Origin of the sequence: Streptomyces sp. NPDC055955 (assembly GCF_042270245.1) — a bacterium.
Taxonomy (GTDB): Bacteria; Actinomycetota; Actinomycetes; order Streptomycetales; family Streptomycetaceae; genus Streptomyces.
In genome coordinates this window covers 351,393-377,300 of the sequence record NZ_JBHJYS010000003.1, presented here as the reverse complement: position 1 = coordinate 377,300, position 25,908 = coordinate 351,393, and the positions used below count along the sequence as shown (strand labels likewise).

At 72.1% G+C, this 25,908-nt stretch carries 20 protein-coding genes; 10 read left to right on the top strand and 10 right to left on the bottom strand.

Going from position 1 to position 25,908, the window contains the following annotated elements; all coding sequences use genetic code 11:
- Positions 1-40 precede the first annotated feature (40 nt).
- On the bottom strand, positions 41-1,438 hold the full coding sequence (locus ACFC96_RS07735; RefSeq protein ID WP_376260473.1) for an MFS transporter: 1,398 nt from the start codon (positions 1,436-1,438) through the stop codon (positions 41-43).
- Between the two features lie 335 nt (positions 1,439-1,773).
- Between ACFC96_RS07735 and ACFC96_RS07730 the strand changes: the two genes are divergently transcribed.
- From ACFC96_RS07730 to ACFC96_RS07720, 3 genes are all read left to right on the top strand, one after another.
- Complete coding sequence (locus ACFC96_RS07730) at positions 1,774-2,697, top strand: DUF3027 domain-containing protein (RefSeq protein ID WP_376610815.1); 924 nt, start codon at positions 1,774-1,776, stop codon at positions 2,695-2,697.
- Positions 2,698-2,786: 89 nt separating this feature from the next.
- Positions 2,787-5,933, top strand: a complete 3,147-nt coding sequence (locus tag ACFC96_RS07725; protein WP_376610974.1) for a sacsin N-terminal ATP-binding-like domain-containing protein — start codon at positions 2,787-2,789, stop codon at positions 5,931-5,933.
- A 186-nt stretch (positions 5,934-6,119) separates the two neighbouring features.
- The gene (locus ACFC96_RS07720) at positions 6,120-7,049 is read left to right on the top strand and encodes a hypothetical protein (protein WP_376228036.1); all 930 of its coding nucleotides are present in this window, start codon (positions 6,120-6,122) and stop codon (positions 7,047-7,049) included.
- Positions 7,050-7,054: 5 nt separating this feature from the next.
- On the opposite strand, the gene ACFC96_RS07715 is transcribed toward ACFC96_RS07720, so the two are convergent.
- Positions 7,055-9,451 carry an HAD-IC family P-type ATPase gene (locus ACFC96_RS07715; RefSeq protein ID WP_376610813.1) on the bottom strand — a complete coding sequence of 799 codons (2,397 nt, stop codon included), beginning with the start codon at positions 9,449-9,451 and terminating at the stop codon, positions 7,055-7,057.
- A gap of 145 nt (positions 9,452-9,596) precedes the next feature.
- Positions 9,597-9,863, bottom strand: a complete 267-nt coding sequence (locus ACFC96_RS07710) for a DUF2530 domain-containing protein (protein ID WP_227295457.1) — start codon at positions 9,861-9,863, stop codon at positions 9,597-9,599.
- Between the two features lie 191 nt (positions 9,864-10,054).
- Here ACFC96_RS07710 and ACFC96_RS07705 point away from each other — a divergent pair, with 191 nt between their 5' ends.
- On the top strand, positions 10,055-11,500 hold the full coding sequence (locus ACFC96_RS07705) for an NCS2 family permease (protein ID WP_376260468.1): 1,446 nt from the start codon (positions 10,055-10,057) through the stop codon (positions 11,498-11,500).
- A gap of 55 nt (positions 11,501-11,555) precedes the next feature.
- Here the strand turns inward: ACFC96_RS07705 and ACFC96_RS07700 are convergent, their stop codons facing one another.
- Positions 11,556-11,738 (bottom strand): ribbon-helix-helix protein, CopG family, encoded by a 183-nt coding sequence (locus tag ACFC96_RS07700; RefSeq protein WP_376260466.1) that lies wholly within the window; start codon positions 11,736-11,738, stop codon positions 11,556-11,558.
- A gap of 154 nt (positions 11,739-11,892) precedes the next feature.
- Here ACFC96_RS07700 and ACFC96_RS07695 point away from each other — a divergent pair, with 154 nt between their 5' ends.
- Together ACFC96_RS07695 and ACFC96_RS07690 are read left to right on the top strand one after the other, a co-directional pair.
- Positions 11,893-12,330 carry a MarR family winged helix-turn-helix transcriptional regulator gene (locus tag ACFC96_RS07695; protein ID WP_100595753.1) on the top strand — a complete coding sequence of 146 codons (438 nt, stop codon included), beginning with the start codon at positions 11,893-11,895 and terminating at the stop codon, positions 12,328-12,330.
- A gap of 68 nt (positions 12,331-12,398) precedes the next feature.
- Complete coding sequence (locus tag ACFC96_RS07690) at positions 12,399-13,742, top strand: MFS transporter (RefSeq protein ID WP_376260464.1); 1,344 nt, start codon at positions 12,399-12,401, stop codon at positions 13,740-13,742.
- A gap of 17 nt (positions 13,743-13,759) precedes the next feature.
- On the opposite strand, the gene ACFC96_RS07685 is transcribed toward ACFC96_RS07690, so the two are convergent.
- The gene (locus tag ACFC96_RS07685) at positions 13,760-14,257 is read right to left on the bottom strand and encodes a GNAT family N-acetyltransferase (RefSeq protein ID WP_376610811.1); all 498 of its coding nucleotides are present in this window, start codon (positions 14,255-14,257) and stop codon (positions 13,760-13,762) included.
- Between the two features lie 17 nt (positions 14,258-14,274).
- Here ACFC96_RS07685 and thpR point away from each other — a divergent pair, with 17 nt between their 5' ends.
- Positions 14,275-14,844: an RNA 2',3'-cyclic phosphodiesterase gene (thpR, locus tag ACFC96_RS07680; RefSeq protein WP_376610809.1), complete on the top strand. Its 570-nt coding sequence runs from the start codon at positions 14,275-14,277 to the stop codon at positions 14,842-14,844.
- 161 nt (positions 14,845-15,005) lie between these two features.
- On the opposite strand, the gene ACFC96_RS07675 is transcribed toward thpR, so the two are convergent.
- Positions 15,006-16,001, bottom strand: coding sequence for an aldo/keto reductase (locus tag ACFC96_RS07675; protein ID WP_376260458.1), 996 nt, complete (start codon positions 15,999-16,001; stop codon positions 15,006-15,008).
- 30 nt (positions 16,002-16,031) lie between these two features.
- The gene (locus ACFC96_RS07670; RefSeq protein WP_376610807.1) at positions 16,032-16,724 is read right to left on the bottom strand and encodes an SGNH/GDSL hydrolase family protein; all 693 of its coding nucleotides are present in this window, start codon (positions 16,722-16,724) and stop codon (positions 16,032-16,034) included.
- Between the two features lie 69 nt (positions 16,725-16,793).
- Here ACFC96_RS07670 and ACFC96_RS07665 point away from each other — a divergent pair, with 69 nt between their 5' ends.
- Positions 16,794-17,768: a WD40 repeat domain-containing protein gene (locus ACFC96_RS07665; protein ID WP_376260454.1), complete on the top strand. Its 975-nt coding sequence runs from the start codon at positions 16,794-16,796 to the stop codon at positions 17,766-17,768.
- A gap of 101 nt (positions 17,769-17,869) precedes the next feature.
- Here the strand turns inward: ACFC96_RS07665 and serC are convergent, their stop codons facing one another.
- The gene (gene serC / locus ACFC96_RS07660) at positions 17,870-18,988 is read right to left on the bottom strand and encodes a phosphoserine transaminase (RefSeq protein ID WP_376260452.1); all 1,119 of its coding nucleotides are present in this window, start codon (positions 18,986-18,988) and stop codon (positions 17,870-17,872) included.
- Positions 18,989-19,119: 131 nt separating this feature from the next.
- Positions 19,120-20,331 (bottom strand): cytochrome P450, encoded by a 1,212-nt coding sequence (locus ACFC96_RS07655; protein WP_376610805.1) that lies wholly within the window; start codon positions 20,329-20,331, stop codon positions 19,120-19,122.
- A gap of 61 nt (positions 20,332-20,392) precedes the next feature.
- On the opposite strand from ACFC96_RS07655, the gene ACFC96_RS07650 reads away from it, so the two are divergent.
- Positions 20,393-23,338, top strand: a complete 2,946-nt coding sequence (locus ACFC96_RS07650; protein WP_376610803.1) for an FAD-binding and (Fe-S)-binding domain-containing protein — start codon at positions 20,393-20,395, stop codon at positions 23,336-23,338.
- Positions 23,339-23,588: 250 nt separating this feature from the next.
- Here the strand turns inward: ACFC96_RS07650 and ACFC96_RS07645 are convergent, their stop codons facing one another.
- Positions 23,589-24,518, bottom strand: coding sequence for a LysR family transcriptional regulator (locus ACFC96_RS07645; RefSeq protein WP_376610801.1), 930 nt, complete (start codon positions 24,516-24,518; stop codon positions 23,589-23,591).
- 239 nt (positions 24,519-24,757) lie between these two features.
- Here ACFC96_RS07645 and ACFC96_RS07640 point away from each other — a divergent pair, with 239 nt between their 5' ends.
- A complete protein-coding gene (locus tag ACFC96_RS07640) occupies positions 24,758-25,759 on the top strand; it encodes a DMT family transporter (protein WP_376610972.1) in 1,002 nt (333 codons plus the stop codon).
- Positions 25,760-25,908 lie beyond the last annotated feature (149 nt).

Here is a 25,908-nt window from a genome sequence, read left to right as displayed (position 1 = left end):
ACGCCATCCGGGGTGCGTCTCCCGCTCTCCCGGCCGCCCCTCACGCCACGCGGCTGCGTGCCTGGCCACCGTGGCGCGCGGCGGCCAGCAGGCCCCGTACGGTCGTCAGCCAGCCCGTTCCGACGATGGCCGCGGCGACGCCGAGGCCCAGTGCTCCGTTCAGGGGCAGTGCGATGCCGATGGCGCCGCCGAGGACCCACGCCATCTGGAGGAGGGTCTCGGAGCGGGCGAACGCGGAGTTGCGGACCTCTTCGGGGACGTCGCGCTGGATCAGGGCGTCCAGGGACAGCTTGGAGAGGGCCTGCGCGAACCCCGCGACGGCCGCCAGGCACGCCGTGAGGGCGGCGCTGAAGAACAGCGCGGCCGTGATCGCCACGCCCAGGACCGCCGCCACCACCGTCACGATGATGATCTCCGGCGCCCGTGATTTGAGCCATGCCCCGACGGCCGTGCCCAGGGCGTTGCCCGCGCCCGCCGAGACGCCGACGATGCTGAGCGACACGGCGGCGCTCTGCCCCGACATGGGGTGCTCGCGCAGCAGGAACGCCAGGAAGAAGATCAGGAAGCCGGAGAGGCAGCGCTGCGAGGCGTTGACGAACAGCGCGTGCGTCACGGCCGGGCCGACCGTGCGCAGACCGGGGCGCTTCTGCTTCGCCCTCTCCCGGTGCGGCCCGTGCAGATGCTGCTCGTCGGCCGCGAGGAGCGCCTTCCCCTCGCCCTTCGCGGAGTCCACCTTGTGCGGCAGCTGGAAGCACAGGGCCATGCCCGCGATGAAGATCACGAACGCGCCGTAGAGCGGCCAGCGCGGCCCGAGCATCTGGAGCCCGGCGCCGACCGGCGCGGCCACACCGGTGGCGAGGAGCCCGCCGAGCGTCACCCGCGAATTCGCTTTGACCAGGGAGAAGCGGGGTGGCAGCAGGCGCGGCACGACGGCGCTGCGGACCACGCCGTACGCCTTGGACGCCACCAGGACGCCCAGCGCCGCCGGGTACAGCTGCACGCCGCCGCTGATCACCGCCCCGGACAGGACGATCGCGAGCAGTGCCCGCGCCAGCATCGAAGCGGCCATCGCGGCGCGCCGCCCGTGCGGCAGCCGGTCCAGGAGCGGCCCGACGACGGGCGCGAGGACGGTGAAGGGCGCCATCGTGATGCCGAGGTACAGGGCGACGCGCCCGCGCGCCTCGTCCGTCGGCACCGAGAAGAACACCGTGGACGCGAGCGCGATGGTGATCATGACGTCGCCGGCGCCGTTCACCGCGTGCAGTTCGATCAGTTTCCCGAGACCCGACTCGCCCGCGCCGTGCGCGTGGGTCGCTTTGCGGATCCCGCGCGCCGTGCCGGTGAACGGCAGGTGCAGGGCACGCCCGAGCCCGCGGACCGCCCTGCGTACCGGGCCCGATCCGCCTGCTGCGCGCGAGGACGACCTTGCGGAAGTCACTCAGCCATAGTGCCCCCGGAAGGTGGCGACTAGTGTCGATATCGGGGCAGCGGGTCGCCGCCGCGGCCCCCCGGAACCGCGCCGCCGCGTGGTGCAGGACACAGCTACTTGTACGTCGGTGTGGGCGCACGGGCCGGGAGAAGGTAGCGTGCGTAACGCGCCTGCGGCAGCTGTGCTCGGCCGCGCGCCTCTCGGCCATCCCGCAGAATGGGTGACGTAGGTGCGCCCGAGGACGTTCGGGCGCGGACGTCGACGCGGCCCCCTGGTCCGCTCCGTCCGTACCCCCGCGCAAGGGTGGCGCACTCGTGAGACGGCGTAGGAGAGAAGCGATACCTGTGAGCGCAGCGACAACGCGAAGCCGCACCCCTGACCGTCTGTGCGCCGAGGCCGTGGGCCTCGCGCGGACCGCGGCCGAGGAGGCCGCCGCGCCAGGAGTCGTGGGCGAGCACGTCGACGTGGTCGTCGAGGGCGACCGGGTCGTCACGCATCTCTTCGAGTGCAAGGAGTTCGGCTACCGCGGCTGGCGGTGGGCTGTGACGGTCGCGCGGGCCTCGCGCGCCAAGGTCGTCACTCTCGACGAGACGGTCCTGCTGCCCGGCCCCGACGCGCTCCTCGCCCCCGAGTGGGTGCCGTGGAGCGAGCGGCTGCGGCCCGGCGACATGGGCCCCGGAGACCTGCTCCCGACCGACGCGGAGGATCTTCGGCTGGAGCCCGGCTATTCGGGTGAGGACACCCCGCCGCCGAACTCCGCGGTGTCCGAGGAGATGGCCGAACTCGCCGACACGGAGGACGCCGAGCTGACGGTGGGACCGCCCGCGGAACTGACCGTCGTGCCCGAGCGCGGCTCGATCGCTTCGGTCGCCGAGGAGCTCGGCATGCGGCGCGCCCGGGTCCTGTCCCGGTACGGCCTCCACGTCGCGGCCGACCGCTGGGACGAGGCGTACGGGGCGAAGACGCAGATGGCCCAGGCGGCGCCCGCCACCTGCGTGTCCTGCGGATTCCTCGCCCCGATCGGCGGCTCGCTCGGCCAGGCCTTCGGCGTCTGCGGCAACGAGTTCTCCCCGGCGGACGGCCGGGTCGTCTCCCTGTCGTACGGCTGCGGCGGCCACTCCGAGGCGGCCGTCATGCCCAAGCCCCCGCGCCCGGCCCCGCCGGTGATCGACGAGACGCGGGTGGACCCGTTCCCCCTGCGCCCCGCGGCGGACTCGGGCTCGGTCCCGAGCGCCCCGGACGGCACGGAGGACCTGGGGCACTCGTAGCCCTCGCAGTTCTCTTTCCGCCCGCGCGGTAGCGTCTGCGTCGCCAGGGTTGGCCTGGGTGAACGTCAGAGGGAGACCACACCGTGAGCGTGAGCAAGATCGTGCGCCCGGCGGCGGAGGGGATGGACCCGTTCGGGACGGCCCGTCTGCGGCGTGGGGTTCTCGATGCCTGGGCCGGCAGCCCGGCCCGCTTCCGTGAGGACGCCAACGCCGAGGAGGACCTCGCCCTCGGCGGCTACCGCGACCGTCTCGTCGTCGAGCTCGCCCAGAACGCCGCCGACGCGGCCGCCCGCGCAGGTGTCCCCGGCCGCTTCTCCCTGACCCTGCGCGACGGAGTGCTCGTCGCGGCGAACACCGGCGCGCCGCTGGACGCCGCCGGTGTCGAGTCGCTGTCCACGCTGCGGGCCTCCGCCAAGCGCGAGCAGGGCGACGGCGCGGTGGGCCGGTTCGGCGTCGGGTTCGCCGCCGTCCTCGCCGTGACCGACGAGCCCGCGGTCGTCGGCCGCACGGGCGGGGTGCGCTGGTCGCTCGCCGAGGCGCGCGGCCTCGCCGCCGACACGGCGCGGCACAGCCCCGGCCTCGGAGACGAACTGCGCCGGCGCGACGGCCATGTGCCGCTGCTCAGGCTCCCGTTCGCCGCGGAGGGCTCGGCCCCGGACCCGTACGAGACCGTCGTGATCCTGCCGCTGCGTGACGCCGCGGCACAGGCGCTCGCGGCGCGGCTCATCGACGCCATCGACGACACGCTCCTGCTCGCCCTGCCCGGCCTCGACGAGGTCGTCGTGGAGACCGGGCAGGGTACGCGCATCCTGCGCCGCAGGACCGACGGGCCGTACGTGGCGGTGGACGACGAGCGCGAGGACGCCGCGTCCGGCGGGCGCGAGAGCGTCACGACCCGCTGGCGTGTCCTCGTCCACGACGGCCCGCTCGACGCCGCGCTCCTCGCCGACCGGCCCCTCGAAGAGCGCCTGCGCCCGCACTGGTCCGTGACCTGGGCCGTGCCCGTGGACGCGGACGGCGCCCCCGAGCCGCCCCGCAGCGCGCCCGTGCTCCACGCGCCGACCCCCAGCGACGAGCCGCTCGGCGTGCCCGCGCTGCTCATCGCCTCGTTCCCCCTCGACACGACCCGGCGGCACGCCGCGCCCGGGCCGCTCACCGACTTCCTGGTGGAGCGCGCCGCCGACGCCTACGCAGAACTCCTCGCCGGATGGCGCCCGGTGAGCACCGCCGTCCTCGGCCTGGTGCCGGGCCCGCTCGGCCGGGGCGAGCTGGACGGCAGCCTGCGCGGGGCGATCCTGGCCCGGCTGCCGCGCACCGCGTTCCTGCCGCCCGCGCTGCCGCGCACGAAGGACGACGCCGACGGCCTGCCCGAGACACTGCGGCCGCGCGAGGCCGAGGTCGTCGAGGGCGCCGGCGCCGAGACCGTGCGGGTCCTCGCCGAGGTCCTGCCGTGCCTGCTGCCCGCCGGACTCGAACGCCGCGTGGAGCTGCGGACCCTGGAGGTCGCCCGGGTCCCGCTGACGGAGGCGGTCGACCGGCTCGCCGGTCTGGAGAAGGAGCCGGGCTGGTGGCGGCGCCTTTACGACACCCTCGCGGGCGTCGACCCGGACCGGCTCACCGGGCTCCCGGTGCCGCTGGCCGGCGGGCGTACGACGATCGGGCCGCGGCAGGTGCTGCTGCCCATGCCGGACGCGACACCGGGTGAGACGCTCGCCCGGCTCGGCCTCAAGGTCGCCCACGTGGACGCCGCGCACCCGCTGCTCGAGAAGCTGGGCGCGCTGCCCGCGACGCCGCGCGCCGTCCTGACGACGCCTCAGGTGCGGGCGGCCGTCGCCGGTTCGCTCGACGACGACGCCTGGTCCTTCGACGACGACGGCCCGGTCGGCGCGGAGGAGCTGGCCGAGCTGGTCCTCACCCTCGTACGGGACGCGAACCTGGAGCCCGGGGACGAGCCGTGGCTGGGCGCGCTCGCGCTGCCCGACGACGAGGGAGAGCTGGCGCCCGCCGGTGAACTCATGCTGCCCGGCAGCCCGTTCGCGCAGGTCGTCCGCGAGGGCGAACTCGCCATGGTGGACGGCGACCTCGCCGAGCGGTGGGGCGAACAGCCACTCGCCGCGTGCGGTGTCCTCGCCGGGTTCGCCCTGGTCCGCGCCACCGACGTGGTTCTCGACCCGGACGAACTCGACCCGCGCGACAGCGATTTCGCGGAGCCGGACGACGCGGGCCTGCTCGACGCGGTGGACGTGTGGTGCGAGGACGTACTCGACCGGCTGCCCGACACTCCCGTGCCGCCCGTCGCCACCGAACTCGTCGCCGTACGCGACCTGGACCTCGTCGACGACGACCGCTGGCCCCAGGCACTCGCCCTGCTCTCCCGCCCGCCGCTGCGCGACGCCCTCACCCAGCCCGTACGGATCCTGCTGCCCGACGGCACGCACGAGATCGTCCGCCCGTACACAGCCTGGTGGCTGCGCGACCACCCCGTCCTCGACGGCCGCCGGCCGGCCGGCCTGCGCGCCGCGGGCGGCGACCCGCTGCTCGCCGGGCTCTACGACTCTGCGGACGCGACCGGGTTCGAGGACGAGCAGGTGCTGCGCGCACTCGGCGTCCGCACCTCGGTCGCCGCGCTCCTCGACGAGCCCGGCGGCGCGGCCGAGCTCCTCGACCGGCTCGCCGACCCGGAGCGCGAGGTCAGCGCGGCCCAACTCCACGCCCTGTACGGGGCGCTGGCCGACCTCGACCCGGAGCAGGTGACCCTGCCCGACGAGCTGCGGGCCGTGGTGGACGGTGAGGTCAGGGTCGTGGACGCGGCCGACGCCGTCGTCGCGGACGCGCCCGACCTGCTGCCCCTGACCGCGGGGCTGGCCCTGCTGCCGGTGAGTCCGGGACGGGCCGCGGACCTGGCGGACCTGTTCCAGGTACGGCGGCTGAGCGCGACCGCGGACGCGGAGGTCACCCAGGAGGGCGCCGAACATCCGGTGCCGGAGTCCGTACGGACCCTGCTCGGACCGGCGACCCCCCAGACGTACGTCGAGCACGAGGAGCTGTTCGTCGCCGGGGTGGAGGTCGACTGGCGGCGCACGTCCGACGGCACGGTCCACGCCTCGACCCTGGAGGGTGTGGCGGCGGGCCTGGCGTGGGCGGCGGGCCAGTGGCCGCGCCGCTTCGAGGTCGCGGCGCTGCTCGAAGATCCCTCACGCACGGCGGAGTTGGCGCGCGACCGCTGGTTCGACTGAGGCCGCTTCAGGGGCACTGGCGGAGGCGGGCAAGTAAAGGTAAAGGTGATCACAAGAGTTCACCGCCCGTACAACCGATCCCTCCAGTCGCATGTCTGATCTTGCGAGCCAACAGGCTCCTAGATCACTTGGGTCCCGCGTGACGGCATCAGCACCGCGGGACCCCTTCTCCAACTTGGGGAACACATGCGCATACGTGCCACCATGGCCGCCGCGACGGTGACCGGCTCTCTCGCCCTGGCCGCTTTCGCCGTGCCGGCCGCGCAGGCCACCGCCCAGCCGAGCCTGGCGCAGGCTCACCAGGTCGCCCAGAAGGCTGCGGGGCACTCGGCTCCGCAGGCCCGTTCGCTGACCGCGACCGAGGCCGGCGACCCATACGTGATGGACGCCACCTTCTCGAACATCAAGGTGAACAGCGGTAAGTCCGCCATCGTTGTCGGCACCACCAACACGGTTCACGTCTCGTACAGCTTCACCTTCACCCACGGCTCGGACGTGGACCCGACGGCCGACGACTTCGTCCCGGGCGTCGACCTCTACCGCACCGACGGAGGGAACGCCCTGTTCGGCGACGCCCCGGCGACCTGCACGGCCGCCTCGTCGACTGTCGCGAACTGCAAGGGCAGCATCGACATCAACCCGCAGGAGGAGCTGACCAACGTCGACGCCGGAGCCAAATGGACCGGCGAGGCGTTCGCCGTCGCGTACAACGGCCAGGACCCGGACAGCCCCAGCGACCCGAGCAAGATCGGCACCGCGTATCAGGACGCCGTGTCGTCCAACGCCCTGCAGCGCTACTCCAAGCTCACCGTCAACGCGTCCCCCGAGCCCGTGAAGAAGGGCGGCACGCTCACCATCACGGGTGCCCTGACCCGCGCGAACTGGGACACCCACAAGTACGCGGGCTACACCAGCCAGTCGGTGAAGCTGCAGTTCCGCAAGACGAGCTCCTCGACGTACCCGACGACGTACCTGAAGTCGGTCACGTCGTCTTCGACCGGCTCGCTGAAGACCACGTCCACGGCCACGTACGACGGCTACTGGCGCTACAACTTCCTCGGCACCTCCACCACCCCGGCCGTCAAGGCCACGGGTGACTTCGTCGACGTGCGGTAGAAGTCCTAGACGGGAAAGCGGCGGTCGACCCAGCGCCATACGTACTCCAGGGCGACCGCCGCCACCGCCGCGATGCCGACCGCCGTCCACGGCATCGACGCGCCCACCAGCTTCAACGCGAAGAAGTCCTGGAGCCGCGGCACCATGAGGACGAGCAGGAAGGCCGCGCCCATCGCGGCCACCAGGCACACCCGCCACCACGTGTAGGGCCGCGCGATGATGGCGAGGACCCACATCGAGACGAGGAACAGCGTCAGCGTCGCCGAACTCGTCTCGGCGTCGAGCGCGCCGGAGCCCGTGTAGTAGTGCCGGGCGATCACGTACGTGACGAAGGTGGCGGTCCCGGCGACGACGCCGCCCGGGATCGCGTACCGCATCACCCGCCTCACGAACTGCGGTCTGGCCCGCTCCTTGTTGGGCGCGAGCGCCAGGAAGAACGCGGGGACGCCGATCGTCAGCGTCGACAGCAGCGTCAGGTGCCGCGGCAGGAACGGGTACTCGATCTGGAAGCAGACCACGAGGACGGCGAGCAGCACCGAGTAGACCGTCTTGACCAGGAACAAGGACGCGACGCGCGTGATGTTCCCGATGACGCGGCGGCCCTCGGCGACGACCGACGGCAGTGTGGAGAAGCTGTTGTTGAGGAGCACGATCTGCGCGACGGCGCGGGTCGCCTCCGAGCCCGAGCCCATGGAGACGCCGATGTCGGCGTCCTTGAGAGCGAGCACGTCGTTCACTCCGTCGCCCGTCATCGCGACCGTGTGTCCATGGGACTGGAGCGCACCGACCATGTCGCGCTTCTGCTGCGGGGTGACGCGGCCGAACACCGTGTTCTCGTCGAGGGCCTTGGCCATTCCGGCCTGGTCGTCGGGGAGCGTGCGGGCGTCGACCGTGTCCTGGGCGCCCGCGAGGCCCAGCTTCCCGGCGACGGCGCCCACCGACACCGCGTTGTCCCCGGAGATGACCTTCGCGTGGACGCCCTGGTCGGCGAAGTACCGCAACGTGTCGGCCGCGTCGGGCCGCAGCCGCTGCTCCATGGCGACCAGGGCGACGGCCTCGGCGCCCTCCTTGACCGCCGGGTCGTCGAGGTCGCCGCGGGCGCGGGCGAGCAGCAGGACACGCAGGCCCTGGTGGTTGAGCTCCTCGGTCTCGGCGAGCACCGGGTGCCCGGCCGGCAGGAGAACGTCGGGCGCGCCGAGCAGCCACGCGCTGGTGGTGCCGTCGCCCTCGCTGAACGCGGCGCCGCTGTACTTGCGGGCGGAGGAGAAGGGCAGCGACTCGGTGCAGCGCCACTCCTCGCTGTCGGGGTAGGCGTCGATGATCGCCTGGAGCGAGGCGTTGGGCCGCGGGTCGGACTCGCCGAGCGCGCCGAGGACCTTGCGCACGTAGCCCTCGTCTCCGTCGAGCGGGCGCAGCTCGGTGACGTCCATGCCGCCCTCGGTGAGGGTGCCCGTCTTGTCGAGGCAGACGGTGTCGACGCGGGCGAGGCCCTCGATGGCGGGGAGTTCCTGGACGAGGCACTGCTTGCGGCCGAGGCGGATCACGCCGATCGCGAAGGCGACGGAGGTGAGCAGGACGAGCCCTTCGGGGACCATCGGCACGATGCCGCCGACGGTGCGCGCGACGGAGTCCTTGAAGTCGTTCTGCTTGACCACGAGCTGGCTGATGACGAGGCCGATCGCGGTCGGGATCATCATCCAGGTGACGTACTTGAGGATGGTGGAGATGCCGGTGCGCAGCTCGGACTGGACGAGGGTGAAGCGGCTGGCCTCCTCGGCGAGCTGCGCGGCGTAGGCCTCGCGGCCGACCTTCGTGGCGGTGAACGCCCCGCCGCCGGCGACGACGAAGCTGCCGGACATGACCTGGTCGCCGCGGTGTTTGACGACGGGGTCGGCCTCGCCGGTGAGCAGGGACTCGTCGATCTCGAGCCCGTCGGCCTCGGCGCACACGCCGTCCACGACGATCTTGTCGCCCGGCCCGATCTCGATCAGGTCGCCGAGGACGATGGCGGAGGTGGAGATCTCGGTGGCGCGCCCGTCGCGCCGGACCGTCGGTTTGGCCTCGCCGATGACGGCGAGCGAGTCGAGGGTCTTCTTGGCGCGCAGCTCCTGGATGATGCCGATGCCGGTGTTCGCGAGGATGACGTAGCCGAAGAGGCTGTCCTGGAACGGTGCGACGAACAGCATGATCAGCCAGAGGACGCCGATGATCGCGTTGAAGCGCGTGAAGACGTTCGCGCGGATGATCTCGGTGGCGGAGCGGGAGCTGCGGACCGGTATGTCGTTGACCTCGCCGCGCGCGACGCGCTCGGCCACCTCGGCGCTGGTGAGCCCCCTCGCCCGCTGGGGGAGCGGCACCGGGTGGACCGGGTCCAGCTCGGAGCCCGCGTCGATGGGTGTCATGCAAAAGACAGTACGGGCGGATTTGCCGCTTCACCCCTCGGGTGCGCCAAAGATCCGACCCGGGCAGGACATGGAGGGCCGGGGTCCGGTCCCGTGGTGGTACGCGGGCGGCGCGCCGGCCGCTGCCCGGGTGCCGGGCGGGCCGCTATTCGGGTGCCGGGCCCGCTTCGGCGGCCGCGCGCTTGAGCGCCGCGTCGCGCCCCCGTACGTACCAGATGCCGATGAGTCCGAGTCCGGCGCCGGCCAGGCAGGTCCACACCCACCAGGTGTGGCCGTGGTCGTCGAACCAGCCGTAGAACGGCAGCTGCACCAGGAAGAGGACGAACCACAGGATCGTGCCGCCCGTGATGGTGGCGACCACGGGCCCTTCAAGGGGCTCGGGTGCCTCGTGCTTGGGGGTCCACTTCTCCATGGGCCTAGCTTACGAGGAGCACGAAACGACGTCTTCAGTCACCCCGGAACCCTTATGGGTCAAGGGTCTACGCGCGGAGATAGCGAATTCTTGCTCATATGTTCATACTGAAACGGCCTGAGTCTGGCCACTTCTGTTCGTAGAAAACGCCAAACAGCGCCCCCACCAGCACACCGATTCAGAGGTCATCCATGTCCAGCTCGGCCCCCGCCCCGGTCGATCTCATCGAGCCGCCGTCGGCCCCCAAGAACGGCCTCGACCGGTACTTCAAGATCTCCGAGCGGGGCTCGTCGGTCAGCCGGGAGATCCGTGGCGGCTTCGCCACCTTCTTCGCGATGGCCTACATCATCGTGCTGAACCCGATCATTCTCGGCAGCGCGAAGGACATGTACGGGCACCAGCTCGACAACGGCCAGCTGGTCACCGCGACCGCGCTCACCGCCGCCTTCACGACCCTGCTCATGGGTGTCATCGGCAACGTCCCGATCGCGCTCGCCGCGGGCCTCGGCGTGAACACCGTCGTCGCCCTCCAGCTCGCGCCCCGCATGTCGTGGCCCGACGCGATGGGCATGGTCGTCCTCGCGGGCTTCGTCGTGATGCTCCTGGTGGCGACCGGCCTGCGTGAGCGCGTCATGAACGCCGTGCCGCTCGGCCTGCGCAAGGGCATCGCGATCGGTATCGGCCTGTTCATCATGCTGATCGGCCTGGTCGACTCGGGCTTCGTCTCCCGCATCCCGGACGCCGCGCACACCACGGTGCCGCTCCAGCTCGGCAGCGACGGTCACCTCAACGGCTGGCCCGTCCTCGTCTTCGTGCTCGGCGTGCTGCTCACCCTCGCGCTGATCGTGCGCAAGGTGCCGGGCGCCATCCTGATCTCCATCGTCGTCATGACGCTCGTCGCGGTGTTCATCGACGCGGTCGCCAACGTCCCGAGCTGGGGCCTGACGACGCCCAAGTGGCCCGGCAACCCGGTCGAGATGCCGGACTTCGGTCTGGTGGGTCAGGTCAGCCTGTTCGGCGGCTTCAGCAAGGTCGGCCTGCTGACCGGCATCCTCTTCGTCTTCACCGTGCTGCTGTCGTGCTTCTTCGACGCGATGGGCACGATCATGGGCGTCAGCGACGAGGCCAAGCTGACCGACAAGGACGGTCAGATGCCCGGCATGAACAAGGTCCTCTTCATCGACGGCATCGCCGTCGCCGCGGGCGGCGCCTCGTCCTCGTCGGCCACCACCTGCTTCGTGGAGTCCACCGCCGGTGTCGGTGAGGGCGCCCGCACGGGTTTCGCCAACGTGATCACCGGCGGTCTCTTCGCCGTCGCGCTGTTCCTCACGCCGATCGCCACGATGGTCCCGTCCCAGGCCGCCACGCCCGCGCTGCTCGCGGTGGGCTTCCTGATTCTGTCGGGGTCGATCGGCGCCATCGACTGGAGCGACTACACGATCGCCATCCCGGCCTTCGTGACGATGCTGATGATGCCGTTCACGTACTCGATCACCAACGGCATCGGGATGGGCTTCATCAGCTTCACCGTGCTGCGGGTCGCGGCGGGCCGCGCCCGTTCGGTGCCGGTCGCGATGTACATCGTCGCGGCGGTCTTCGCCTTCTACTACCTGATGCCGGCGCTGGGCCTGACCTGAGCGCCCTGACGGGGCGCGGGCAACCGCGCACCCGGCTCCTGACGGCCCGCGGCTCTCACGCGGCCCCGTAGAAAGCCTCTGTCTTCTCGACGGACAGCGCGAAGCGTTCGTCGAAGTCGTCCCGAATGAGCGTCCGGACCACATAGTCCTGGACGCTCATTCCTCTTTTGGCGGCGTGGGTCTTGAGCCGCTCGAGCAGCTCACCGTCTATCCGCAGGCTGAGCACTGTCGATCCCATGCGCAACAGGGTCGCGGGCCCCTGTCCGCCCGCGTGTCACTTTTCGTGGCCGCGTCACTCATATGGGTGACGAAGGGGGTCGGGGAGGATTCGGTGGGCGGAGTCACGGGAACCCGAGTGGTCTTTAGAAAGAGTAATGAGTTAAGCTAAAGACATGCCGGACCTCTCCCATGGCGACGACGCAGCCGCCGTGAACGCCTTGCGCTCAGCGGTGATGCGCCTGTCGCGCCGACTCAAGCACCAGCGGGTCGACGAGTCGCTGAGCCCCACAGAAATGTCGGTGCTCGGCACCCTCGCCCGCTGCGGCAGCGCGACTCCGGGCGAACTCGCCCGCAAGGAGCACGTGCAGCCGCCGTCGATGACCCGCATCGTCGCGCTGCTCGAGGCCAAGGGGCTCGTCCGGCTGGAGCCGCATCCCGAGGACCGGCGACAGAAGGTCGTCACCTCCACCGAGCAGGCCGAGGCCATGCTCGAGGAGAGCCGCCGCAAGCGCAACGCGTGGCTGGCCTCGCTCGTGGAGAACCTGGACGAGGACGAGTGGGCCAAGATCCGCGCCGCCGCCCCCGTCCTGGAGAAGCTCGCCCACTTGTAACCCCTCTGCCATGCCCTTCGGGGCGTCGTCGACCTGCCGTTCACGGCCGCCAAGGAGGCGAACCCGCATTGAGTACGGGACCCGGAGCAGACTCCGCCCCCGCACCAACCGCCCTCGACAAGACCGACCGCCCCCGCAAGAGCTCGATGTTCAGCTCGCTGAAGATCCGTAACTACCGGCTCTTCGCGACCGGGGCCGTCGTCTCCAACACCGGCACCTGGATGGCCCGCATCACCCAGGACTGGCTGGTGCTCAGCATCACCGGCTCCTCGGCGGCCGTGGGTATCACCACCGCCATGCAGTTCCTGCCGATGCTCCTGTTCGGCCTGTACGGCGGCGTCATAGCCGACCGTTTCGCCAAGCGGAACCTGCTGTTCGTCACCCAGGGCGCCATGAGCCTGTCCGGGCTCTTCCTCGCCGCGCTCACCCTCACCGGGAACGTCCAGGTCTGGCACGTCTACCTCGCGGCCTTCTTCACCGGCCTCGTCACCGTCGTCGACAACCCGACCCGCCAGTCCTTCGTCTCCGAGATGGTCGGCCCCGACCAGGTCCGCAACGCGGTCAGCCTGAACTCGGCGAACTTCCAGTCGGCACGCCTGATCGGTCCCGCGGTCGCGAGTGGACTCACCGCTGCCGTCGGTCCGGGCTGGGCGTTCCTCGCCAACGGGCTCTCCTTTCTCGCCCCGCTCACCAGCCTCTGCCTGATGCGCACCCGCGAGCTGCACCACACCCCGCGCGCCCCGCGCGGCAAGGGCCGGCTCCGCGAGGGCCTCGACTACGTCTCCAAGCACCCCGAGCTGATCTGGCCGATCGTCCTCGTCGGCTTCGTCGGCACCTTCGGCTTCAACTTCCCGATCTGGCTGAGTGCCTACGCCGACGACGTCTTCCACGGCGGGGTCGGCATGTACGGCGTGTTCAACACGCTCATGGCCCTCGGCTCACTGGCCGGTGCGCTGCTCGCCGCGCGGCGCCGCTCCACCCGGCTGCGCGTCCTCGCGGGAGCCGCGGTCGGCTTCGGTGTCCTGGAGGTCGTGGCCGCGTTCGCGCCCGACGTCTGGGTCTTCGCGCCGCTGATCGTGCTGCTCGGCATCCTCGGCCTCACGGTCAACGTGACCGCGAACTCGTCCGTCCAGATGGCCACCGACCCCGAGATGCGGGGCCGCGTCATGTCCCTGTTCATGATGGTGTTCACGGGCGGTACGCCGCTCGGCGGGCCCCTGTTCGGCTGGATCGCCGACCAGTACGGGGTCAGGATCAGCTTCGCGCTCGGCGGCCTCGTGTGCGCCACGGCCGCGGTCGGCGTCGGACTGATGCTGGCCCGCGCCGCGAACCTGCGGCTCAAGCTCGACCTGCGCCGCGGACAGCAGCACGTGCAGTTCGTACCGCGCGAGCAGCTGGCCACGGCGGCGTGAGCCGAGGGGGCTGACCGTCAGACGCGCCGGGCCAGGACCTGGCCCGGCCAGACGCCGTCGGGCCCGATGAACGTCTCGGTGCGGACGAAGCCGTTCGCCTCGTAGAACGCGACGAGCTTGCCGTCGTCGCCCGCGTAGCAGTCGACGCGCAGGAGGGCGACGCCCGCCCTGCGCGTCTCCTGTACGGCGTGGGCGAGCAGCGCGGCGCCCGCCCCGCTGCCGTGCCGGGCCGCGAGCAGATGGACGTAACGCTCGGGCTCGCCGGCCGGCTCCACGTACGAGCCGGGTCCCTCGGAGAGCGTGAGCGTGCCGACCGGGGTGCCGTCGACCTCCGCGAGCCAGGGCTGGCCTGCGGCCACGTACTCCTCGACCATCGCCACGGCCCGCGGACGCTGTGACCACGGTCTCTCGCCCCACTGCCCCGTCCGCCCCTGTGACACCAGCCACTCCATGGCCCCGTCGAACAGGCCGACTATGGCGGGGATGTCCGCTGTGCTGCCCTTTCTGATCTCCATACGGGGACACTAACCCCGTGAGACTTTTCGCAGCAGTGCTTCCGCCGGACGAGGCTCTGGCCGAACTGGAGCGCGCCGTCGACCAGTTGACGGGTTCCGGGGATTCCGAAGGTCTGCGGTGGACCGGCCGGCCCGGCTGGCACTTCACGCTGGCCTTCTACGGCGAGGTGCCCGACGAGACCGTGCCCGAGCTGTCGCGGCGCCTGGAACGGGCCGCCGCCCGCACCGCGCCCTTCCCGCTCGCCCTGCGCGGCGGCGGGCACTTCGGGAACCGGGCCCTGTGGGTGGGCGCGGACGGTGACGTGGCGGCGATGCGGCGGCTCGCCGAGCGGGCCGGGGCCGCGGCCCGCAAGGCCGGCCTCGACACGGAGGAGCACCGCCACTACCGGCCGCACCTCACGCTGGCCCGTGGCTCCGGCGCCGTCCGCCTCACGCCGTACGCGGCCGCCCTCGACACGTTCGCCGGTGAACAGTGGACGGTCGGCGAGCTGGCTCTCGTCCGCAGCCGGCTGCCGACCTCCGGGGTGCGCGGCGAGCGGCCCCGCTACGAGAAGGTCGGCGGCTGGCCTCTTTCGGCCACGGGTTAACCTCGAAGCGTGGACCCGAAGAGCCGTAACCGGATCATGGCCGTTGTGCTGGTGCTGATGTTCGCCGTCGTCGCAGTGGCGGCCGCGGTCGGAAAGTGACCGCGGCCGCTCCGCGCCGTACCCGCAGCCGCACTGCCGTCAGGCCGCGTGAGGCCCCCGCTCTACCAGGCGAACGCCTCCGGTGAAGGGCCCGGGCCGGGGAAGATCTCGTCCAGACCCGTGAGGACCTCCTCGCTCAGTTCCAGCTCGACCGCGCGCAGCGCCGAGTCGAGCTGCTCCGAGGTGCGCGGGCCGACGATGGGCCCGGTGACGCCGGGACGGGTCAGCAGCCACGCCAGCGCCGCCTCGCCGGGCGCGAGGCCGTGCTTGTCGAGCAGGTCCTCGTAGGCCTGGAGCTGGGCGCGCGTCTCCGGGTTCGCGAGCGCGTCCGCGGCGCGGCCGCTCGCGCGGCGCCCGCCCTCGACCTCCTTCTTGATGACCCCGCCCAGCAGACCGCCGTGCAGCGGCGACCAGGGGATGACCCCGAGGCCGTACTCCTGCGCGGCCGGGATGACCTCCATCTCCGCGCGGCGCTCCGCGAGGTTGTAGAGGCACTGCTCGCTGACGAGCCCGAGGCGGCCGCGCGCGGCCGCCTTCTCGTTGGCCTGGGCGATCTTGTAGCCGGGGAAGTTCGACGATCCGGCGTACAGGATCTTGCCCTGCTGGATCAGGACGTCGACGGCCTGCCAGATCTCCTCGAAGGGGGTCTCGCGGTCGACGTGGTGGAACTGGTAGATGTCGATGTAGTCCGTCCCCAGCCGCTTGAGGCTGGCCTCGACGGCGCGGCGGATGTTGACCGCGGAGAGCTTGTCGTGGTTGGGCCAGGGCGAATCGGTGCCCGAGCCGGCCATGTTGCCGTAGACCTTCGTGGCCAGGACCGTCTTGTCCCGCCGGTCGCCGCCCTGGGCGAACCAGCTGCCGATGATCTCCTCGGTACGGCCCTTGTTCTCGCCCCAGCCGTAGACGTTGGCGGTGTCGAAGTAGTTGATCCCCGAGGCCAGCGCCGTGTCCATGATCGCGTGGCTGTCGGCCTCGTCGGTCTGCGGACCGAAGTTCATCGTGCCGAGAACGAGCCGGCTGACCTTGAGTCCTGTGCGTCCGAGCTGCGTGTACTTCATGAGTCCCCAGCCAACGGCGTGGAGTGGACTCTAGGCAAGGCCCCCGGGCCGGGCGTTCAGCGGACCCCACGCCTGCCGCATCGCCCGCGCGAACGTGTTTGCGAGCTTGCGCTCGCCGCTCGCGTTCGGGTGCGTGCCGTCGTACGTGTCCACATGGATGTCGTACGACTCCGGCACGGACGCGAGGAGCAGGGGGGAGCGGCCCGAGTCGAGGTCGGCGACGGCCTTCGCGAGGAGCGTGTTGAAGTGCGCGACCTCCGCGGCGAACGGCGCGTCCGTCTCGGCGCGCACGTTCGGGATGACCGGCAGCAGGACCATCCGCACCCGCGGGTTCGCGGCGCGGGCGCCGGCGACGAAGCGGCGCACGTTCTGCGCGGTCTGCTCCGCGTTCGTGTAGAAGCCGAGATCGATCAGGCCGAGCGAGATGAGCAGGACGTCGGTGCGGGCGAGCGCGACCGCCTCCTCGATGACGGGCGCCATGTGCAGCCAGCCCTCGCCCCAGCCCGCGAGGTGGGCGCGCGGGAACGCGGGGTCCGCGTCCGCGTAGTCGTGCGACACCGCGGCGTTCGCCGTCTTGTCGTAGAGCGTCTCGCGCGGCCCGGCGATCTCGAACGCGCCGTCGCCGTACGCGGCCCGCAGATGCTGCCACATCCGGTAACGCCAGGTGAGTTCGCCCGCGCTGCCTATCGTCATCGAGTCGCCGACGAATGTGAACCTGAGCATCCGCTCATCATCGCGGATCACGGGCGGGCGGAGTGTGTGACGCTGAGCACGCCCTGGCAAGCTGGGGGCATGCGTTCGTTTCTGGGTGCGGCCGGAGCCGCCGTCGTTCTCGCGTTCGGTGCCACCGCCCCCGCCGTGGCGGACGACCCCGGCAGCGACGGGTTCACCATCAAGGACCCGCGCATCACCGAGTCCAGCGGCCTCGCCGCGTCCCGGATCCACCCGGGCATCTACTGGACCCACAACGACAGCAGCGACGGCGCCTACCTGTACGCGATCGACGGCAGGACCGGAAAGACCGTCGCCACCCTCACCCTGACCGGCGTCGGTGCCCCGCGCGACGTCGAGGCCATCTCCCTCGGGCCCGACAACAACCTGTACGTCGGCGACATCGGCGACAACCTCGGCGGCAAGTGGTCCCACGTGTGGATCTACAAGCTGCCGGAGCCGAAGGAGCTGCGCGACCAGACCGTGCGGGCGACGCAGTTCACCGTGCAGTACGCGGACGGGCCCCGCAACGCCGAGGCGCTGATGGTCCATCCGAAGACCGGACGCGTCTACATCGCCGAGAAGAACGAGGACGGCGGCGGCCTCTACGAGGGCCCCCGGAACCTGTCCGCGTCGGGCACGAACGTCTTCCGCCGTGTCGGTGACATCGACCTGTGGGTGACGGACGGAGCGTTCTCGCCCGACGGCGAGCACCTCGCCCTGCGCGGCTACTTCGGCGGGATCTCGTACGCCTGGAAGAACGGCAAGCCCGAGCGTGAGGGGCAGTTGAACGTGCCGATGCAGCCCCAGGGCGAGTCCGTCACGTACACCGCGGACGGGAAGACACTGCTCTACGGGAGCGAGGGCCGGGGCAGTTCGGTGGAGCCCGTACAGGTCGACGACGGGTCCGGCGGGGACGCGAAGTCGCCCTCGGGAAGCGGTGACGCGGGCGACGGACCCATCGACACGGGCCTCAGCGCGAGCGCGGTCGGGCTCGTCGTCGTGGTCATCGCCGTCTTCGGGATCGGGCGGCTGCTGAGGCGGCCGAAGAAGTAGCGCGCCCGGGGCGGGCACTCCCCGGGCGCTCTGTCCCCTTCTACGCCGATGGGGCGCCCGGCGGAAGTGCCGGGCGCCCCATCGGCGTAGAACCGGTGTGACTAGAGCTTCTCGATCACGTAGTCGATGCACTTCGTCAGTGCCTCGACGTCCGCCGGGTCGATCGCCGGGAACATCGCGACGCGCAGCTGGTTGCGGCCCAGCTTGCGGTAGGGCTCCGTGTCGACGATGCCGTTGGCGCGCAGCACCTTGGCGACCGCGGCCGCGTCGATCTCGTCCGAGAAGTCGATCGTGCCGATGACCTGCGAACGCTTCGCCGGGTCCGTGACGAACGGCGTCGCGTGCTTCGAGTCCTCGGCCCAGCTGTACAGGCGCGTCGAGGAGTCCTTGGTGCGGGCCGTCGTCCAGGCCAGACCGCCCTGGCTGTTCATCCACTCCAGCTGCTCACCGAGCAGGAACAGCGTCGCGAGCGCCGGGGTGTTGTACGTCTGGTTCTTGCGGGAGTTGTCGATCGCCGTCGGCAGCGAGAAGAACTCCGGGATGTGGCGGCCCGACGCGTGGATGCGCTCGGCGCGCTCCAGGGCGGCCGGCGAGAACGCCGCCAGCCACAGGCCGCCGTCCGACGCGAACGACTTCTGCGGAGCGAAGTAGTAGACGTCCGTCTCGGCGATGTCGACGGGCAGACCGCCGGCGCCGGAGGTCGCGTCGACGAGGACGAGGGCGCCCTCGTCGGCACCCGCCACGCGCTTGATCGGGGCGGCGACACCGGTGGAGGTCTCGTTGTGCGTGAGGCCGTACACGTCGACGCCCGCCTCGGCCTGCGGCTCGGGGTGCGTGCCGGGCTCGGAGGCGATGACGGTCGGCTCGGCCAGCCACGGGGCCAGCTTCGAGGCCTTCGCGAACTTGGACGAGAACTCACCGAAGTTCAGGTGCTGCGACTTGTTCTCGATCAGGCCGTGCGTCGCCACGTCCCAGAAGGCGGTGGAGCCGCCGTTGCCCAGGATCACCTCGTAGCCGTCGGGGAGCTGGAAGAGGTCCTTGACCCCTTCGCGCACCCGGCCGACCAGGTTCTTCACCGGGGCCTGGCGATGGGAGGTGCCGAGCAGGGACGTGCCGGTGGCGGCCAGGGCGTCCAGCGCCTCCGTGCGCACCTTGGAGGGGCCCGCGCCGAAACGTCCGTCGGCGGGCTTGATGTCAGCGGGAATCTGGATCTCAGCCACGGGGCGAGCCTAGCGGCTCGCCGGCACCGGGATTCACCATGTCCGTCCGGTGAGACTCACGCCCCGGGGCTTCACCCCGGACCCCGGTGCTCGAACACCGGACGGACCGTCCGCGTGTCCGGCGATCCGCGTCAGCGACGAAGCCGTACCGGCAGCTCGAACAGGTCGTTCTGGGTCACCACCGGCTTGTGGCGCAGGGCCGTGGGCGGGACGGCGAGGGAGAGGCCGGGGAAGCGGGCGTAGAGCGCGGGCAGCGCCACCGCCGCCTCCAGGCGGGAGAGCGCCGCGCCCGGGCACACGTGCGGGCCGTGGCCGAACGAGATGTGGCGGTTCGGGGAGGTGCGTGTGATGTCGAAGTCACCCGCGCTGGGGCCGTGGGCGGCCTCGTCCCGGCCGATCGCCCCGTACGACACGATCAGCGCCTCGCCTTTCGCGATCACCTTGTCGCCGACCGGTACGTCCTCGGCGGCGAAGCGGATCAGGACGTGCGACGTCGGTGTGGAGTGGCGCAGCGTCTCCTCGACCACGGCCTCCCACGGCACCTCGCCGGAGAGGACCCGGGCGAGCTGTCCGGGGTGGGCGGACAGGTTCACCACGGCGTTGACGATCAGCGAGATCGTCGTCTCGTGGCCCGCCGCGACCATGAGCTGGAGCGTGGAGACGATCTCCTCGTCGGTGAGCCGGTCGCCGTCGTCGCCCGCCGCCAGGATCAGCGCGCTCGTCAGGTCGTCGCCGGGCTCGGCGCGCCGGGCGGCGACCGTGGCCGCCATGATCCCGGCCAGCTCCGTCAGCGTCGCGACGACCTCCGCCGGCGGGGTCTGCGTCGAGAAGAACTTCTCGAACAGGACCTTCAGGCGGGGCAGCGCCGAGTCGTCGATGCCCATCAGGTCGGCGATCACGTACATGGGGAGGGGGTAGGCGAACGCGGCCTTGAGGTCGACGGTGGCGCCGTCCTCGGGCAGGGCGTCCAGGAGTTCCTCGGTGCGCCGCGCGATCCGGTCGCGCATCAGCTCCACCCGACGGGGCGTCAGCGCCTGTGCCACGAGCGTGCGCAGCCTGCGGTGCTCCTCGCCGTCGACCGTCAGCATGGAACGGCCCGGGTTGGCGAGGCCGATCAGCGGCCAGTCGGCCGGGATCTCGCCGCGCCGCCACGCGTCCCACACCTCGATGTCCTTCACCAGGCGCCGGTCGGTGAGGAGTTGACGTGCCTCCGCGTGGTGCGTGACGGCCCATACGGGTACGCCGCCCGGCAGCTCCGCCTCGGCGAGGGGCCCCGCGGCGCGCAGTGCTGCGCTCTCGGCGTCGAGGTCGGTGACGAACGGGTCGAGGGCTATGCGGGGCATAGGAGTTGCTCCTGTCGTGGCGAACTGTCGTCGTTCCCGGGGGAGATGCATGCTGGGGGACATGGCTGGCACCGTGGGAAACCAGGATCCGGAAGGTATCGCGAGGGCGTTGCGCGGCGTCGTGCGCGGGGAGGTCGACTTCTCCGCGGCCGCGCGGGCCCTGATGACCATGGACGCGTCGAACTACCGAAGAGTTCCCGTCGGTGTCGTGGCGCCGCGCGACGCCGAGGACGTGGCGGCCGCGCTCGCGGTCTGCCGGGAGCACGGGGTGCCGGTCGTGGCACGCGGGGGCGGCACGTCGATCGCGGGGCAGGCGACCGGGACGGGCGTCGTCATGGACTTCACGCGGCACATGAACCGGATTGTGGACGTCGACCCGGACGCGCGAACCGCCGTGGTGCAGCCGGGAGTTGTGCTCGACAGGCTCCAGGAGGCGGCCGCACCGCACGGTTTGCGGTTCGGGCCCGACCCCTCCACGCACAGTCGGTGCACGCTCGGCGGGATGATCGGGAACAACTCGTGCGGGTCGCATTCGGTGGCCTATGGAACGACAGCTGACAATATCTGTTCGCTGTCATCTGTCATCTGTCAATCCAACGGTGATATCCGTCAGCGCACTCTGGCCCGAGGCTGGCAAGGCGCCCCCGACGGCCTCCGCCCCCTGATCGAGGGCGAGTTGGCGCTCCTGCGCACCGGATTCCCCGACCTGCCGCGCCGTATCTCCGGGTACGCCGCCGACGCCCTGCTTCCCGAGAACGGTGTCGACCTCGCCCGTTTCCTCTGCGGTACCGAAGGCACCCTCGGCCTCGTCACCGAGGCGACCGTCCGGCTCGTCGAGTCGCCACACGCGCGTGCCCTCGCGGTGCTCGCCTACGCCGACGAGAGCGCCGCCGCCGAGGCCGCCGCGGGGCTCCTGCCGCACAAGCCGCTCACCGTCGAGGGCATGGCCGCCGACCTCGTACGGGAACAGGCGGGCCTGCCGAAGGGCGGTGCCTGGCTGTTCGTCGAGACCGGCGGTGACACCCCGGCACAGGCACGCGCGCATGCCGAGGCGATCGTGCGGGCCGCGGCCGACGGCACCACGGACTCCCTCATCGTCGACGACCCCGCGGGCCGGCGCGCCCTGTGGCGCATCCGCGAGGACGCCTCCGGTACCGCGACCCGTATGCCCGACGGCACCGAGGCCTGGCCCGGCTGGGAGGACTGCGCCGTGCCGCCCGCCCGCCTCGGCCCGTATCTGCGGGACTTCCGGGGGCTCCTGTCGCAGCACGGCCTGCGCGGCACCCCGTACGGGCACTTCGGCGACGGCTGCATCCACGTACGCATCGACTTCGACCTGCTCAGCCGGACCGGCGTGCGGCGCTTTCGGCGCTTCTCCGAGGATCTCGCCGAACTCGTCGTCGCGCACGGCGGATCGCTGTCCGGGGAGCACGGCGACGGGCAGGCCCGCGCCGAACTCCTGCCGAAGATGTACGGGCCCGAACTGGTGGACCTCTTCGCGCGGATCAAGGACGTGTGGGACGCGGAGGGCCTCCTCAACCCCGGCGTCCTCGTGCGCCCCGCCCGCCTCGACGAGAACCTGCGCTTCGACGTCCTGCCGCGCGGCCCCGTCGACGTCGAGTTCGCCTACCCGCACGACGGCGGCGACTTCTCCGCCGCCGTACGGCGCTGCGTCGGCGTGGCCAAGTGCCGTACGGAATCAGCCCCTTCGGGGGGCGTCATGTGTCCGTCGTTCCGGGTGACCGGCGAGGAGGCGCACTCCACGCGCGGGCGCGCGCGCCTGCTGCACGAGATGCTCGCCGGCGAGGTCGTCACGGACGGCTGGCAGTCCACGGAGGTACGGGACGCGCTCGACCTGTGCCTGTCGTGCAAGGGGTGCCGTACGGACTGCCCGGTCGGCGTCGACATGGCCACGTACAAGGCGGAGTTCCTGCACCACCACTACGACGGCCGCAGGAGGCCCGCGGCGCACTACTCCATGGGGTGGCTGCCACGCTGGCTGCGTCTCGTGCAGCACGCGCGCGCGGCGGGCGTCGTCAACACCCTCGCGCGGGTGGGGCCGTTGGCCGCGCTCGGCAAGCGGCTCGGCGGGATCGCATCGGAGCGGAGCATTCCGCGGGTGGCCCCCGAGACGTTCAGCGCGTGGTGGCGGCGGGACCTGCGGCGCAAGGTGCGAGTGGCCCGGCAGGGCGGCGCGGCGCGGTTCCGCGGTGACGGGCCGGAGGTGGTCCTGTGGCCGGACACGTTCACGGAGCACCTCGCGCCGCAGGTCGGACAGGCCGCCGTGCGGGTCCTGGAAGACGCGGGGCTCTCCGTCCTGCTGCCCCCGACGCACGCCTTCGACCACAGGCCGGACGGGCTCTCGGCGGTCGCCGGGCTCCTCCCGTCGCGCCGCGGCCGCGTCTGCTGCGGCCTCACCTACGTCTCCACGGGCCAGCTCGACCGCGCCCGCGCCGTCCTGCGCCGCACCCTCGACCTGATGCGGCCGGTCATCGACTCGGGCCTGCCCGTCGTCGTCCTGGAGCCGAGCTGCGCCGCCGCGCTGCGCACCGACCTGCCGGAACTGCTGTCGGACGATCCGCGCGCCCGGCGGCTCGCCGACTCGGTCCTCACGTTCGCCGAGGCCCTGGAGCGGCTCGCCCCGCACTGGGACCCGCCTCGCGTCGACCGCCCCGCCGTCGGCCAGACCCACTGCCACCAGCACGCGGTCCTCGGCGACGCCGCCGAGCGCCGTCTGCGCGAACGGGCGGGCCTGGACGGCGAGCTGAGCGGCGGTTGCTGCGGCCTCGCGGGCAACTTCGGCTTCGAGGAGGGGCATTACGACGTGTCGGTGGCCTGCGCACAGGAGCAGCTCCTGCCCGCCGTCCGCGCCGCCGACGACGGCGCGGTGGTCCTCGCGGACGGCTTCTCGTGCCGCACGCAGCTGGAGCAGCTGGAGAGGGAAGGGGGCAGGCCGGGGCGGCACCTGGCGGAGGTCCTCGCGGAGGCGCTGGGGACTGCTCCGTAGGGCGCGCTCCGTCGCGCGGCGCGACTTCGTGGGGCGGCGCTCCGTGGGCGCTTTCCCTCGCACGGCACGTGCCGTCGCGCGGCGCGACTTCGCGGGTCTCGTGGGCGCGTCCCGTCGGACGGTAGGTCTCTTCGGGGCACTCGGTACGGCGCGTTCCGTCGCCGGACGGCGCGGCGTCCTGTGTCGCTCGGTGGATCGCGCGGCCGGACGGCACGACCTCCCGTGTCGCCGGGCGGCGCGACCTCCTGGGTCAGTCCGCGGCCCGCGTCCCGTCGGACGGCACCACCTCGTGGGCGAGTCGGACCAGGTCCCGTACGGCGGGGTGGCGTGGGCCGTCGCGCCAGGCGAGGACGACGGGCAGGTCGGGGGCGTCGGTCAGCGGGACGTAGACGACGCCCGGGTGCGGGTGCATGCCGGGAGTGGCCGTCGTCGTGACGCCCACCGCGCGGTCGGCGGCGATGGCCGCGAGCCAGTCGTCCGTGTTCGCCACGGTGATCGTCGCGGTCGGCCGGGCGGCGGGCGGCCAGAGGTCGAGGGCGGTGGTGCCGGAGACGGTGTTCACGGCGATGGTGTGGCCGCAGAGATCGGCGAGCGTGAGCGCGCGGCGCGGGGCGAGGGGGCTGTCGGACGGTACGGCCGCCACCCGGCTCTCCGTGTGCAGGAGCTCGGTGATCAGGCCGGGCGCGGCCACGGGCCCGCGCAGCAGGGCGACGTCGACGGCGCCGCGGGTCAGTCCGGCCGTGCGGTCGTCGATGCGCAGGAGTTCGAGGGGCACGTCGGGGTACCGCTCGCGCCACCGCCGCAGCAGGGGCGTGGTGTACGGGCCCGCCGCCGACCAGGCGTGCCCGAGCCGCAGCGGGCGCCGCACGGCGCGGACGGAGTCCAGGGCGTCCTCGAACGCGGCGACGGCGGCCGCCGCGCTCTCCTGGAACGCGCGCCCTTCGGCGGTCAGGGCGAGATGGTGGGTGGAGCGGTCCACGAGCCGTACGCCGAGCGCGTCCTCGAGGGTCGCGAGGGTGCGCGAGACGGCGGGCTGGGTGAGACGGAGCCGGGCGGCGGCGCGTGTGACGTTGCCCTCCTCGGCGATGGCGAGGAAGCAGCGCAGATGGCGCAGCTCCAGCGAGTGGAGGGCGTGGGGACCGCTCATGTCTGCGGAGCATAACGGGAGCGCAGTCGGCATTTCACGGACCGCGAGGGGCGGTCTTAGCGTGGCAGACGGGGTTGCGTCGCACGGAATGTACGGGCGAGGGAGCGTCAGTCGTAAAGGGGGTCCACGATCATGACGTGGTGTACTACCTTGGACGATGAAGTCCACCCTATTGAACTGTGAGGGGTGGCGGTGAAAGGGAAGGCTCAGACGTGAACGTCTCACGGACCGACCGGGCGGCGACCGGCGCCGACGCGGCGTCCGCCGCACTGGTGCAGCCGGAGGCCGCGGTGGCGCAGCCGGAGGTGGCGGGCGCTCCCGCCGCGCCCGAGGGTGCCGCGCCGAACGGCTCCCGCTGGGGTGCGCTCGGCCCGGTCGGACTCGTGCTCGGCGGCTGCGTGTCGGTGCAGTTCGGTGCGGCCGTCGCGGTCACCCTGATGCCGCGCGCCGGCGCGGTGGGCGTGGTCACCCTGCGGCTGTTCTTCGCTGCGATCGTGCTGCTCATCGTGTGCCGGCCGAAGCTGCGCGGCCACTCGCGCGCCGACTGGGGCACCGTCGTCGCCTTCGGCGTGGCCATGGGCGGCATGAACATGCTCTTCTACCAGGCGGTGGAGCGGATCCCCCTGGGCCCGGCCGTCACCCTGGAGGTGCTCGGCCCGCTCGCCCTGTCGGTCTTCGCCTCCCGCCGTCTGGTCAACGCCGTCTGGGCCGGTCTCGCGCTCTGCGGCGTCTTCCTCCTCGGCGGGGGCGGCTTCGGCGGACTCGACCTGGTGGGCGCGGCTTTCGCCGTCTCGGCGGGCGGCATGTGGGCGGCGTACATCGTCTTCAGCGCCCGTACGGGGCGCAGGTTCCCCCAGGCGGACGGGCTCGCCCTCGCGATGGCGGTCGCGGCCGTGCTCTGCCTGCCGCTCGGCATCGCGGAGTCCGGCTCGAAGCTCGTCGTGCCGACGACGCTGGCACTCGGCGCGGCCGTCGCCGTCATGTCCTCGGTCCTCCCGTACACCCTCGAACTCCTCGCGCTGCGCCGCATGCCCGCGTCCACCTTCGCGGTCATGATGAGCCTCGAACCGGCCATCGCCGCGCTCGCCGGATTCCTCATCCTCGACCAGGCCATGTCCGCCGTCGGCGCCCTGGCGATCGCCCTGGTCATCGCGGCCAGCATCGGCGCGGTGCGCACGCAGGTGGGCCGGGGGCGGGCGAAGGTGCCCGAGCTGGAGGTCAGGGACGTGCCCGCGCCGGAGGGCGAGGCAACGCCCGCGCCGGAGACCCGGTAAGCAGAAGCGGGCCGCAGCGGGCCGCAGCGGGCCGAAGCAGGCCGCGGGTCACGCTGGTCGGCGCGCGGGTGCGGCGGACGTCGGTGGAGGGCTGAGCGCAGTCCCCGACGTCCGCCGCAGCCGTTTCGCATCGCCTTCCCCCGACCCAT